Source organism: Oleiphilus sp. HI0125 (genome assembly GCF_001635355.1).
Genome location: NZ_LWGF01000879.1, coordinates 40,216 through 53,026, shown reverse-complemented (window position 1 = coordinate 53,026; position 12,811 = coordinate 40,216). Strand labels below are relative to the sequence as shown.

At 45.1% G+C, this 12,811-nt stretch carries 13 protein-coding genes; 1 reads left to right on the top strand and 12 read right to left on the bottom strand.

Features of this window, described 5'->3' with window-relative positions:
• Window positions 1-7: 7 nt before the first annotated feature.
• The 6 genes from rlmN to A3762_RS14815 form a co-directional block, all read right to left on the bottom strand.
• Window positions 8-1,126, bottom strand: coding sequence for a 23S rRNA (adenine(2503)-C(2))-methyltransferase RlmN (gene rlmN, locus A3762_RS14840; protein ID WP_068756318.1), 1,119 nt, complete (start codon window positions 1,124-1,126; stop codon window positions 8-10).
• Window positions 1,127-1,213: 87 nt separating this feature from the next.
• The gene (gene ndk, locus A3762_RS14835; RefSeq protein ID WP_068476691.1) at window positions 1,214-1,642 is read right to left on the bottom strand and encodes a nucleoside-diphosphate kinase; all 429 of its coding nucleotides are present in this window, start codon (window positions 1,640-1,642) and stop codon (window positions 1,214-1,216) included.
• Between the two features lie 133 nt (window positions 1,643-1,775).
• Window positions 1,776-2,921: a cysteine desulfurase family protein gene (locus A3762_RS14830; protein ID WP_068756316.1), complete on the bottom strand. Its 1,146-nt coding sequence runs from the start codon at window positions 2,919-2,921 to the stop codon at window positions 1,776-1,778.
• 24 nt (window positions 2,922-2,945) lie between these two features.
• Complete coding sequence (gene iscR / locus A3762_RS14825; protein ID WP_068756313.1) at window positions 2,946-3,407, bottom strand: Fe-S cluster assembly transcriptional regulator IscR; 462 nt, start codon at window positions 3,405-3,407, stop codon at window positions 2,946-2,948.
• A gap of 72 nt (window positions 3,408-3,479) precedes the next feature.
• The gene (gene cysE / locus A3762_RS14820) at window positions 3,480-4,256 is read right to left on the bottom strand and encodes a serine O-acetyltransferase (RefSeq protein WP_068756312.1); all 777 of its coding nucleotides are present in this window, start codon (window positions 4,254-4,256) and stop codon (window positions 3,480-3,482) included.
• Window positions 4,257-4,263: 7 nt separating this feature from the next.
• Window positions 4,264-5,061 carry an RNA methyltransferase gene (locus tag A3762_RS14815; RefSeq protein WP_231878823.1) on the bottom strand — a complete coding sequence of 266 codons (798 nt, stop codon included), beginning with the start codon at window positions 5,059-5,061 and terminating at the stop codon, window positions 4,264-4,266.
• A gap of 143 nt (window positions 5,062-5,204) precedes the next feature.
• Between A3762_RS14815 and A3762_RS14810 the strand changes: the two genes are divergently transcribed.
• Window positions 5,205-6,005: an inositol monophosphatase family protein gene (locus A3762_RS14810; RefSeq protein WP_068756310.1), complete on the top strand. Its 801-nt coding sequence runs from the start codon at window positions 5,205-5,207 to the stop codon at window positions 6,003-6,005.
• Window positions 6,006-6,080: 75 nt separating this feature from the next.
• Here A3762_RS14810 and secF read toward each other — a convergent pair whose 3' ends face one another.
• From secF to aroC, 6 genes are all read right to left on the bottom strand, one after another.
• Window positions 6,081-7,058, bottom strand: coding sequence for a protein translocase subunit SecF (gene secF / locus A3762_RS14805; RefSeq protein WP_068756307.1), 978 nt, complete (start codon window positions 7,056-7,058; stop codon window positions 6,081-6,083).
• A gap of 20 nt (window positions 7,059-7,078) precedes the next feature.
• Window positions 7,079-8,935, bottom strand: a complete 1,857-nt coding sequence (gene secD, locus A3762_RS14800) for a protein translocase subunit SecD (protein ID WP_068756304.1) — start codon at window positions 8,933-8,935, stop codon at window positions 7,079-7,081.
• Window positions 8,936-9,051: 116 nt separating this feature from the next.
• Window positions 9,052-9,420: a preprotein translocase subunit YajC gene (yajC, locus tag A3762_RS14795; protein WP_082869160.1), complete on the bottom strand. Its 369-nt coding sequence runs from the start codon at window positions 9,418-9,420 to the stop codon at window positions 9,052-9,054.
• Window positions 9,421-9,463: 43 nt separating this feature from the next.
• On the bottom strand, window positions 9,464-10,603 hold the full coding sequence (gene tgt / locus A3762_RS14790) for a tRNA guanosine(34) transglycosylase Tgt (protein ID WP_068756395.1): 1,140 nt from the start codon (window positions 10,601-10,603) through the stop codon (window positions 9,464-9,466).
• Between the two features lie 51 nt (window positions 10,604-10,654).
• Window positions 10,655-11,683: a tRNA preQ1(34) S-adenosylmethionine ribosyltransferase-isomerase QueA gene (queA, locus tag A3762_RS14785; RefSeq protein ID WP_068756302.1), complete on the bottom strand. Its 1,029-nt coding sequence runs from the start codon at window positions 11,681-11,683 to the stop codon at window positions 10,655-10,657.
• An 8-nt stretch (window positions 11,684-11,691) separates the two neighbouring features.
• A complete protein-coding gene (aroC, locus tag A3762_RS14780; protein ID WP_068756300.1) occupies window positions 11,692-12,792 on the bottom strand; it encodes a chorismate synthase in 1,101 nt (366 codons plus the stop codon).
• Window positions 12,793-12,811: the final 19 nt, after the last annotated feature.

The following is a 12,811-nucleotide window of genomic DNA, read 5'->3' as shown; positions in this document are numbered from 1 at the left end:
GTTAAATTTACTCGTTCACTTGTCTCATATTTATGTATCGTTCGCTGCGCTTAGTACGATCATCAACGCGCCCGACTAATTGGCCACACGCAGCATCTATATCGTCACCACGAGTTGTTCTAACTGTCGTGATGTACCCACCCTCTGTCAGCCACTCTTGAAAACGACGCACCTCGTTATTGCTTGGCTTTTTATACCCGCTATGCGGAAACGGGTTAAATGGGATCAAATTGATTTTACAAGGCAAACCTTTCAATACTTCAATTAACTGTTGGGCATGCTCTTTACGATCATTCACGCCAGCGAGCAATGTGTATTCTATGGTCGCTTTACGCTTGTCTGGCAATCCACTCAGGTAATTCTTTACCGAGGTCATTAGCACGTCAATTGGGTACTTTTTATTTACAGGTACCAATTCATTTCGTAACTCATCATTTGGCGCATGCAAGGAGATCGCGATACTTGCATCCGTCACTTCGCTCATTTTATCAATCGCAGGCACTACACCCGCAGTACTCACCGTAAGACGCCGCTTAGAAATCCCATAAGCAAGATCGTCCATCATGAGATTTACGGCATCCATGACGTTATCGAAATTTAGAAGTGGCTCGCCCATACCCATGAACACAACATTTGTAACTGGACGCTCTTTGTTTCGATCAATCCCTTCGAATGAGGCAATCGCATTGAAAATCTGCCCCACAATTTCTTCAGTACTTAAATTTCGGTTAAAGCCTTGCTTGCCAGTTGAGCAAAAACTGCAGTCCAATGCACATCCAATCTGAGATGAAACACATAACGTTCCGCGATTACCCTCAGGAATCAAAACAGTTTCTATACTGCTACCACCAGGCATACGCATAACCCATTTGCGCGTTCCGTCAGCAGAAATGTTTTGGTAAGTTACCTCGGGCGGCGTAATTTCGCAAATTCCCTTAAGTTTAGTTCGTAAGCTTTTGGAAATATTAGTCATTTCATCAAAATCTGACACACCATATTGATGAATCCATTGCATGACCTGCTTGGCTCGAAACGGCTTCTCACCAATTTCAGCAAAAAATGCCTCTAATTTAGCTTTTGGCATTCCAAGTAAATTTTTACGCGGAGTGCTTGTCACTTCAGTCATGTTTGTCACCTAAAATACGATGTCCTAATACGCACAAAAGCAGGACCCCAAACAGAGCCCTGCTTTTGTCTACCTGCGAAAAAGAAATTAGCCGCGAGGACAGATTTCTTCATCAGCAAAGAAGTAAGCAACTTCACGCGCTGCTGATTCAGTAGAGTCTGAACCGTGAACAGCGTTTGCATCGATTGAAGAAGCGAAATCTGCACGGATAGTACCAGCGTCAGCTTCTTGTGGGTTTGTTGCGCCCATCAACTCACGATTTTTAAGAACCGCACCTTCGCCTTCAAGAACTTGTACACATACAGGACCAGAAGTCATGAACGCCACCAAGTCACCAAAGAAAGGACGCTCTTTATGCTCAGCGTAGAAACCTTCAGCTTTCTCTTGAGAAAGTTGAACCATTTTTGCAGCAACGATTTGCAAACCGTTTGATTCGAAACGATCGTAGATTTTGCCGATTACGTTTTTAGCAACTGCGTCTGGCTTAACGATTGATAAGGTGCGTTCTACCGCCATGATATTATCCCCATAAATTATGTATTAGCGCTCTAATATGAGCTGTTAAAAATTTGCCGCGGAATTATAAGGCCGATTAAAGCAAAAATATATCTTTCTTCCGCTTACTTTCGTAAAACTTATAGCTACTTTGTTAACTTTGCATTTTAAGCAGCGCATCTTTCAATACCGCCGCAGCATTATCAACATCAGCATCCGTCGTAAAACGCCCAAAAGAGAACCTCAATGAACTCAAAGCAAGTTCATCAGACAACCCCATTGCCTTAAGCACATGTGATGGAGCCATGCTTGCAGAATTACACGCACTACCGGAAGAAATAGCTAAATTAGGAAGAGCTGTTAACAACATCTGCCCGTCTACACCAGGAAAACTCAAATTAACGATTCCAGCGACAGACATTGCGCCCTCCCCGTTAACAATCATATCGACACCTTGAAGCGCATCGACAAAACGCTTTTTAAGTGATTCGATGCGACTCTGCTCGCCGTCCATCTCATCTAGTGACAAGCGAAATGCCTCACCAAACCCAGCGATTTGATGAGTAGGCAAGGTACCCGAACGCATACCACGCTCGTGTCCGCCACCGTGTATTTGTGACACTAACTGAAAATCCGCGCTCCGACGAACAAACAGAACACCTATACCTTTTGGGCCATAAATTTTATGCGCGCACAAAGAGACTAAATCAGCAGGAATTTTAGATAAATCTAACGGCAACTTTCCCGCACTTTGTGCGCAATCCGCGTGGAAGAATATGCCTTTCGATTTTGTAAACTCTGCCAATTCCTTAATAGGATTAATCACGCCTGTTTCATTATTCACATGCATGACTGAAACCAGCAAAGTGTCTGGCCGTACAACCTCTTCCAGAATCTCTGGGGTAACAACACCCTGATCATCTGGACGCACAAACGTCACCTCATAACCTTTTGTCTCGAGGTACATGCATGCATCTAAGACTGCCTTGTGCTCGGTAGCAGAACTTACAATATGTTTTCGTGGGTCATTTTGATCAGCAAAGTACTCAGCCAGACCTTTAATAGCTAAATTGTTTGCTTCCGTCGCTCCACTCGTCCAAACCAACTCTCTTACATCGCAATGCAATCCTGTCGCAATTTGTTTGCGTGCACTTTCGACGGCTGCCTCAGCTTGCCAACCTAACATATGGGAGCGAGATGCTGGATTTGCGTAACAAGAATCGTGGCCCAAATAAGCCAACATTTTTTCAACAACACGAGGATCTGCTGGCGTCGTCGCCGCATAATCGAGATAAATCATTTGTTTCGCTCTACAAGAGATATTTCACTGCTCGGCGTATATTAGACCCGCAAGAGAATTTTGTCGCTCTGCAGTTTCGATCACTTCACGCTTCGACATAAGCTGTTCTAGTGTAATATCGCTCAAAAAAGAGTGGATCTGTTCGCTCAGATCGGACCACAGATGGTGAGTAAGGCACTTCTGACCTTGCTGGCAATTGCCTTTATCTTGACACTTCGTTGAATCTATCGACTCGTCTACTGCATCTATGATCGCCGCAATCGACACAGAGCATTCCATTTCGCCTAGCGTATATCCGCCACCAGGGCCGCGCGTACTTGCGACGAGCTTGCGTCGGCGCAACTTAGAAAATAACTGCTCGAGATATGACAATGAAATACCTTGTCTGCCAGAGATGTCTGCTAAGGTAACCGGACCAGATGCACTGTGAAGCGCTAGATCAAGCATTGCTGTGACGGCATATCGCCCTTTTGTAGTTAAACGCATAGTCAGACATCAAATAGGAATTAATCGCATTATTCAATACCTGACCAAACCAGTCAACTACTAAGCATACCCTTACTTTGCTTGTTTGAAGCAGTCGATATCCTGCTCGTTAATTCCTTGCAAATCTTCTTTTACGAAAGAGTTATCTAGCTTTCTGAGCTCTTTGCACATCTGATTCATACGCTCATCAACCAAATGCATATGATCAAGCATACTTCTGATAGATCGCGCCACTGGGTCAGGCATTTCTTCGCTCAAACCATATGCATCGAAGCCGAAATTCTCTTCCATTTTTTTACGCTTCGATTCATCAACGCTGGCCTTTGAAGTCGATACAGACTTCAAAATGATTCGCCCAGGGATACCAACCACCGTCGCTTCTGCAGGAACTGCTTTCGTTACAACTGCATTCGAACCAACTTTTGCATTTTCACCAACCTCAAAGGGGCCGAGAACCTTGGCGCCTGCACCGACAACCACTCCATCTTTCAAGGTTGGGTGTCGCTTACCTTTATTCCAGCTAGTCCCGCCAAGCGTCACGCCTTGGTACAAAGTGACGTCATCACCGATCACAGCTGTCTCTCCGATCACAACACCCATGCCGTGATCGATAAAAAACCGCCGCCCAATGGTCGCCCCTGGATGAATTTCAATCCCTGTAAACCACCGACTCACTGAAGAAATAAAACGCCCCAACCATTTAAAATCGTTTCTCCAACAGCTATTAGCGATCCTGTGGAACCAAAGAGCATGCAGCCCAGGGTAGTTTGTCAAAACCTCGAATGTATTCCGTGCCGCCGGATCACGGTGAAACACACTTTGAATATCTTCTTTCATCGCTTTGAACATTACTTACCTACTTAATCGTTTTCTCAACACTTTTGAGTATACCCCGCAAAATGTTAACTTCCATTTTGTCGAGATGGCGACGCTGAAACAATCGTCGTAATCTTGGTAAAAGTTGACCTGGATTGTCGGGGTCATAAAAACCAGTCTGAACCATAACGCGCGTCAGATGATCTAGCATACCACCAACTTCTTCTTGTGAACTTAACTCTTCATCCCAGTCACCTGATTTGCCATCACGTACTGTTTTGAGCAACTGCGAATCGAGACCTTGTAATGCGGTCATTCTCAATTCATACGTAATAACTTGAACAGCCATTGCCAAATTCAATGAAGAGTAACTCGGGTTGGCTGGGATATTTACATGGCTATTGCATTGCTGTAGCTCTTCATTTGTTAAGCCGCTCGATTCACGACCGAATACATAGCCAACCTTAATTGGGGCTGTATTCGTACTAATCAAGCCCAGCATATCTTCAGCGGCGACACGAGGGTTAACAATTGGCCAAGGAAAACTTCGAACACGTGCACTAGCGCCAACCACATGCTGACGATCCTTCAAGGCTTCAGCGAGACTATCAAACACCTTAACATTCTCAATAATATCTACAGCACCTGCAGACCTGCTTACCGCCTCATCAGAGGGAAAGTCTTGAGGACTCACTAAACGCAAGTCACTTAAGCCCATATTTTTCATCGCTCGCGCAACGGCACCAATATTTCCAGCATGCGTCGTTCCGACCAAAATAACGGCAACGTTGTCATTGAGATAATTTAAAATATCGAGACCAGACTCCGGCTCTTGCACCCTTAACCACTCCAATAAAAAGAACTGCGACTATAATTGAGCGGCAAGTATATTCATATATTGTGAACAAAACCGCTTTTTTGCTGCAATAAAACTCTTTTTTGCTATTATGCGCGCCACAAGATTAGGACTAGGTGAAAAGAATGCAACCGATTCTGAAAATCGCGCTCCGCGCTGCCAGACAATTTAACGAGTACGTGAACTTAAGCATCGATCGTAAAGAGCATAACGCTAACGATCTCAAGGAAGACCTAAAATTGGTTCGTCACCTAGAAGAAGTGCTTTTCAAAACACTTATGGACGCGCTGAAAAAAGGCTACCCAACACACTACGTTGCTGAAGTTGGCGAGAAAATTAGTGAAATAAAAGAAGATGCCTGGTTCATCCAAGGCTTCGACAATGAACAACACCTACTTCGCAAACTTCCTGACACTGCGTACAGCTTTGTGCACAAGAAAAACGGAAAGATTCATAGCGCAGCAGTCGTAAACCCTTTTACCGGCGCAGAGTACGTTGCAGTAAGAGGAAGCGGTGCAACATTCAATGACCATCGTTGCCGCGTTAACAGCTTACATAATCTAGACGCCGCATATTTTGCAAGTGATGTCGTCAATCAATTCGGCAACAGCAGCACCGATCATGTTGTTAGCGATCTGATCACAGACATGGGCAACGCGGGAATCAATTCTCGTGTCAGTAACTGCCCTACACTTGATTTGGCACTAGTCGCTTCAGGCCAACTTGATGCAGCCCTACTTACGTCGGCAAAATCAGAAAACCTTGAAGCTGCTTTGTTGATCTGCCAAGAAGCTGGCGCCCTCGTTGGTGACCTTGCTACTGGAATGATTAATTCAAATAGCCGTTCCGTTGTTGCAGCCAACCCTAAGTTGTTCAAAACAACACTGCAGCGCTTTAGCGGCTACGCAAGTAAGTTACAAAGTTAAATAGCTTTGCTTTACTCCAAACAATAAAAAACCAGCTAAGAAGCTGGTTTTTTATTGTTCATCACTATTTGGTGCTTAAGGTTGCACTTCACGTTCAGCACGCTTGCGATCTTGTTCCTCAAGCTTTCTCAGATCCGCTTCACTTGGACCTTCGTCAAACTCCTCTCCATCTTTATCAACAGGCGGAAGAAGATCTTCTTTGGTGACCGCCATTGCAAGCAAGATATTACTTGCCACATAGATTGAAGAGTATGTACCTACTAAAACACCAATCAAAAGAGCTTTAGCGAAGCCATTGATCATCTCTCCACCCACAATGTATAACGCAATCAACACTAGGATTGTTGTCAACGAGGTCACCAAGGTACGCGACAGGGTTTGAGTTAAAGAAATGTTGATGACTTCTTCGGAGTCCGACTTCCGCAGCTTACGGAAGTTTTCCCTGATCCGATCCGAAACAACAATCGTGTCATTTAGAGAGTAACCAATGACCGCCAACAATGCCGCCAATACTGTCAGGTCAAAATCCCACTGCGTGATCGAGAAAACACCCACCACGATAATTACATCGTGGATAAGGGCCGCTACGGCACCCACAGAGAATTTGAATTGGAAGCGCAAGGCTACATAAACCATAACGATACCAAGTGCGAGCAACAACCCTAGACCGCCCTGCTCACGCAATTCTTCACCGACTTGTGAGCCAACAAATTCTGCGCGCTCCAGCGTTACCTTCTCACCACTCTGTGACAAGGCATTCAGCACTTGCACACCAACTGTGTCGTCAAAGCCTTGTGACAAACGAACTAAGACAGAGGTATCTGCACCAAAGTTCTGAACAACAAGCTTGTCGTAACCTGCATCATTAAGGGTCGCTCGAACCTCCTCTAGATCAGGAGCAATTTCGTACTCCACTTCCACCAATGTGCCACCGGTGAAGTCGAGACCCAACTGCAAGCCCTGTGTAGCAATAGAAGCTATCGATGCGATAAGAAGCAAAATAGAAGCTAGCGCTGCTAGTTTGCGTTTACCCATGAAGTTAATCGTATTCATATTTTGTTTCCTACCACCTATTAACCAATGGATAACTTTTCAACTTTACGTGAACCGTAAACCAAATTAGTAATGGCACGACTCAAGAAAATTGCAGTGAACATTGAGGTAAAAATACCTAACGCTAAGGTAACCGCAAAGCCTTTCACTGGTCCGGTGCCTACAGCAAACAAAATTATCGCTGCGATAAAGGTTGTGATGTTTGCATCTAAAATCGCAACGAAAGCTCTGCCATAACCCGCATCAATCGCTCGTTGTGGAGACATGCCTGCTTTCAATTCTTCGCGTATACGCTCAAATATGAGTACATTCGCATCAACTGCCATACCGACCGTCAAAACAATACCTGCAATGCCCGGCAAAGTTAACGTCGCCGATATCATAGACATCAATGCACACAAGAGCACAACGTTCACTAATAGCGCGATGTTCGCAATCACACCAAATACACGGTAATAAACAAGCATAAACAATAGTACTAGAGCAAAACCGATCTGCACGGACAACAAGCCAGCATCGATGTTAGCCTGTCCTAAGCTTGGTCCAACCGTACGCTCTTCAACGAAATACACTGGTGCCGCCAATGAACCAGCACGCAATAATAATGCAAGCTCAGCCGCTTCAGTCGGGGAATCTAGACCGGTAATACGGAAGGCATTACCAAAGGCAGATTGAATTGTTGCGAGGTTGATGATGTTACGAATCTCACGATTGCGGCGTTCGACCACCTCTTCACCATCAACAATACGCTTACGCGTTTCTGTTTTCTGCTCAATAAACAAAACACCCATACGACGTTTGATGCTGCGCTTCGTAACGTCAAGCATCATCTTGCCGCCGTTACCATCAAGCGAAATATTTACCTGCGCGACGCCATTTTCATCAAAACCAGCATTCGCATTGGATACGTTACTACCCGTAACGATCACATCTTTTTCGAGAATAGCGCTACGGTTTTCGTCTTGCTTAAAGTTAAAACGCTGAGTTTGGCTACTTGACGCACCAGCTTTGGCTTCCAAACGGAACTCAAGGTTAGCCGTCTTACCAATGATACGTTTAGCTGTTGCAGTATCCTGAACACCTGGAAGCTCAACTACGATACGATCACGCCCTTGGCGCTGAACCAATGGCTCTGCAACGCCCAGCTCGTTAACACGATTACGAAGCGTGACTAAGTTTTGTTGAACGGCATAGTCTTCAATCTCTTTCACGCTTTGTTCTGAAAGACGCAAGATGAGGTAAGCCGCATCTTCTTCATCTTGATCGGTGCGTGTGAACTCGCGGTATTCTGTCGCCGCAAAAGAAGTTGCTTTATCACGCTCTTCAGCGGTACGGAATTTGATCTTTATACCGTCCAAGCCGTCAATCGAGAAAGCTCTATATCGGATACGCTCATTTCTCAACGCACTCTTAATTTCACTTTCGTATACAGACAAACGCTGACTTAGCGCTTTTTCCATATCGACTTGAAGCAAAAAGTGAACACCACCACGTAAGTCCAAACCTAGCTTCATTGGCCCTGCACCAAGTGCTTTCAACCAATCTGGCGTAGTTGGTGCCATGTTCAGCGCAGCAATAAAATCATCACCAAGCGCATCCTGAAGTACAGTTTTCGCACTCAGCTGCTGTTCAGGTGAATCAAATCGCGCCAATACAAGACGGTCTTGCAATTCAACCGCTTTGGGATTGATACCTGCTTGTTCAAGCGCTTCGCTAATGTCGTTCGCAAGTTCTTGATCAGCAACGGTCGTACTTTGAGTACCCGTCACCTGAATCGCGAAATCGTCTGGGAATAAATTAGGCGTTGCATAAATACCACCGACCACCAAAATCAGGGCGATCAATGCATATTTCCAAGCCGGATATTTATTGAGCATGTGAGCTCCTAAATGCCTTTCTAATTGTTGTGTCTAATCACATGCAACTTGAGTAGGATGTTACTAAGAAGTTACTGCGCACCAAAAAACAAAAGCCGGGCGAACCCGGCTTTTCATTAAATACCTTTCAACGTCCCTTTCGGTAAAGCAGAAGATACGGCCACTTTCTGAATTTTCAATTCAACACCTTCAGAAACCTCGACCGAAACAAAGTCATCCGATACTTTCGTGATCTTGCCCGCAATTCCGCCGTTAGTAACGATCTCATCGCCTTTGTTCAAGCTAGCTACAAGATTCTTATGCTCTTTCGCTCGCTTAGACTGTGGGCGCCACATCAAGAAGTAAAAGATCAAGATGAAACCACCGAAGAAGATAAGTTGCATAAGCGCGCTAGGCTCACCTGGTTGCGCTGCGCCTTCTGCATATGCCGCACCTGACATAACCATAAGAACCAATAACGAAAGTTGTTTAATAAGCGTGCTCATTTTCTTCCTCTTAACTATTTAGGATATTTAAAAAATTAGTGTTTTAAGCGTCGTTAAACGCATCTTCGATGTCTAATGGGGGCGTCTCGCGCCCTAGCGCAGCATAGAAGTCGTCAACAAAGTCGGACAATTTACCTTGTTCGATTGCTTCGCGCAAACCACTCATAAGATTTTGATAATAACGGAGATTATGGATGGTATTCAGTTGCGCCCCGAGCATCTCATTGCAGCGATCTAAGTGATGCAAATATGCTCGTGAGAAGTTTTTGCAAGTGTAACAATCACACTCAGAATCAACTGGACCTAGATCATGACGATGTACCGCATTGCGAATCTTTATAACACCACTGTGCGTAAACAAATGTCCGTTTCGTGCGTTTCGCGTAGGCATCACACAATCAAACATGTCAACGCCTCGACGAACACCTTCCACGAGATCTTCTGGCTTACCAACACCCATTAAATAACGTGGCTTATCCTCTGGCATCTTGTCGTGCAAATGCTCGAGTATGCGCATCATGTCTTCCTTTGGCTCACCAACAGAAAGACCGCCAATTGCATAACCGTCAAAACCAATATCGGTTAAGCCTTCTAAAGAGATATCGCGTAAATCTTCGTACATACCACCCTGCACAATGCCAAATAGTGCAGAAGGACTTGAACCATGCTCATCTTTACTACGTTGCGCCCAGCGAATAGAACGCTCCATCGAATCTTTCGCTTCCTGCCATGTTGCTGGATAAGGCGTACACTCATCAAAGATCATCACGATATCTGAGCCGAGACTACGCTGAACCTGCATAGACACTTCGGGCGTAACATTCACTTCAGAGCCATTAATAGGGCTTTTAAACTTCACACCTTCTTCGGTTATCTTACGCATGTCGCCCAAGCTGAATACTTGGAAACCGCCTGAGTCTGTAAGAATTGGCTTGTCCCATTGCGCAAAGTCATGAAGGTCACCATGCTCTTCGATAACTTCAGTTCCTGGTCTCAACATCAAATGAAATGTATTACCTAGAATAATTTCTGCACCGATCTCTTTGATGTCACGAGGCAGCATACCTTTAACCGTGCCGTAGGTACCTACAGGCATAAATGCCGGAGTCTGAACCGTTCCTCTTGGGAATTTCAGTTCTCCGCGTCGCGCAACTTTGTCTGTCGTCTTTAATTCGAACGACATAAAGCTTTCAGGGCGAGACATAGCTTCTCCAATAAATAAAATAGTTTGTGATTAGCGCTGAGGCTCTAAGAACATCGCATCACCATAGCTAAAAAAGCGATACTTATTCTCAATCGCATGAACATACGCGTTCATCATGTTCTCTTGACCAGAAAACGCCGAGACCAACATTAATAGCGTGCTTTGCGGTAAATGAAAGTTTGTGACTAAGGCATCGACAGTTACAAACGAATACCCTGGGTAGATAAAAATATCAGTATCGCCCTCGAAAGGCTCTAAGCTACCTGATTGACTAGCTGCCTCCAGGCTTCGCATACTGGTTGTACCGACACATACGACGCGACCGCCATTTGCCTTCGTTTCACGAATTTTGTCGACTGTTTCTTTGGTGACCTGAATCCACTCACTGTGCATAACATGGTCTTCGACACTATCAACCTTTACTGGTTGAAACGTTCCCGCCCCAACATGCAAGGTGACAAAAGCCGATTCAACACCTTGCTCAGCAAGATCACTGATCATTTCATCACTAAAGTGCAGACCCGCAGTAGGCGCAGCGGCGGCGCCAGGTTCTTTGGCGTAAACAGTTTGGTAACGATCATCGTCAAGAGACTCGTCTTTACGATCGATGTATGGTGGCAACGGTACATGGCCTTCCGACTCAAGAAGCGCAAACACCTCTTGATCTCCGCAAACTTTCAATTCAAACAGCGCGCCTCTGCGCCCAAGCATTTCAAGTTCACTTCCGCCTTCTGTATATAACTTGGAACCAGGTTTCGGTGATTTAGACGAACGAACATGTGCTAAAAAAACCTGCTCTTCGACTTTACGTTCGAACAAGATTTCGAGTGCCCCGCCCGTTTCTTTTTTTGCAAACATCCTAGCGGGTACGACCTTCGTGTTATTGAAAATGAGAAGATCGCCTTTCCTAAGCAAATTAGGTAAGTCAGCAAACTGAAGATCTGCCAAGGCGCCGGTTGCGCCTTGAACATGCAGCAAGCGGCTTTCGCCTCTTACCTTCGGTGGATATTTTGCAATCAACGACTCTGGCAATTCAAAGTCGAAATCAGAAACCTTCATGTACCCTCTTAGTTTGCTTCAGACTTAATAATTGGTGTTTCGCATTTAACGTCGGCATTTTGAGCACGATGACGCATAACATGATCCAACAATGTAATCGCTAACATCGCCTCAGCAATTGGCGTTGCACGAATACCAACACAAGGGTCGTGACGACCATGTGTCACTACCTCAATTTCGTTACCGAAACGATCAATACTCTTGCCAGGTAGGCGCATGCTTGATGTTGGTTTCAAAGCAATGTGAGCAACAATATCTTGCCCCGAAGAAATACCACCAACGACACCACCAGCATTATTGGAAAGAAAACCTTCAGGAGTCATCTCATCGCGATGCTCAGTACCCTTCTGCTCAACGGAATCAAAACCTGCACCGATTTCCACACCTTTTACTGCATTAATACTCATCAGAGCATGAGCAATTTCAGCATCAAGACGATCAAAGATTGGCTCACCCAAGCCCGGCATCATTCCTGTCGCAATCACCGTGATCTTTGCACCGATCGAATTACCTTCTTTGTTGATGTCTTTCATGTACTCTTCCATCAACGGAATTTTATCCGCATCCGGGCAGAAGAAAGGATTTCCCTCAACGATAGACAGGTCAACATTCTCAACTTTAATCGGGCCTAGTTGAGACAAATATCCCTTAATTTCGATGCCAAAAGCCTGACTTAAATACTTTTTAGCAACAGCGCCCGCAGCGACACGCATCGCTGTTTCACGCGCAGAGGAACGACCACCGCCACGGTAGTCTCTAAAACCGTACTTCTGCGTGTAGGCATAATCGGCATGTGCAGGACGGAAGGTATCAGCAATATTTGAATAGTCTTTTGAGCGCTGATCAGTATTTTCTATAATCATACCGATCGATGTCCCTGTGGTTTTTCCTTCGAAAATGCCACTCAAGATCTTTACTTCATCCGCTTCGCGACGTTGCGTGGTGAAGCGCGAAGTCCCGGGTTTACGACGATCTAAATCGTGTTGAATATCTTCCTCAGAAATCTCAATTCCTGGAGGACAACCATCGATGATACAACCGAGTGCCTTACCATGACTTTCGCCGAAGGTGGTTATCGTAAATAACTTTCCGAAGGTATTACCTGACATCGTATAACTCTTTCGTTTT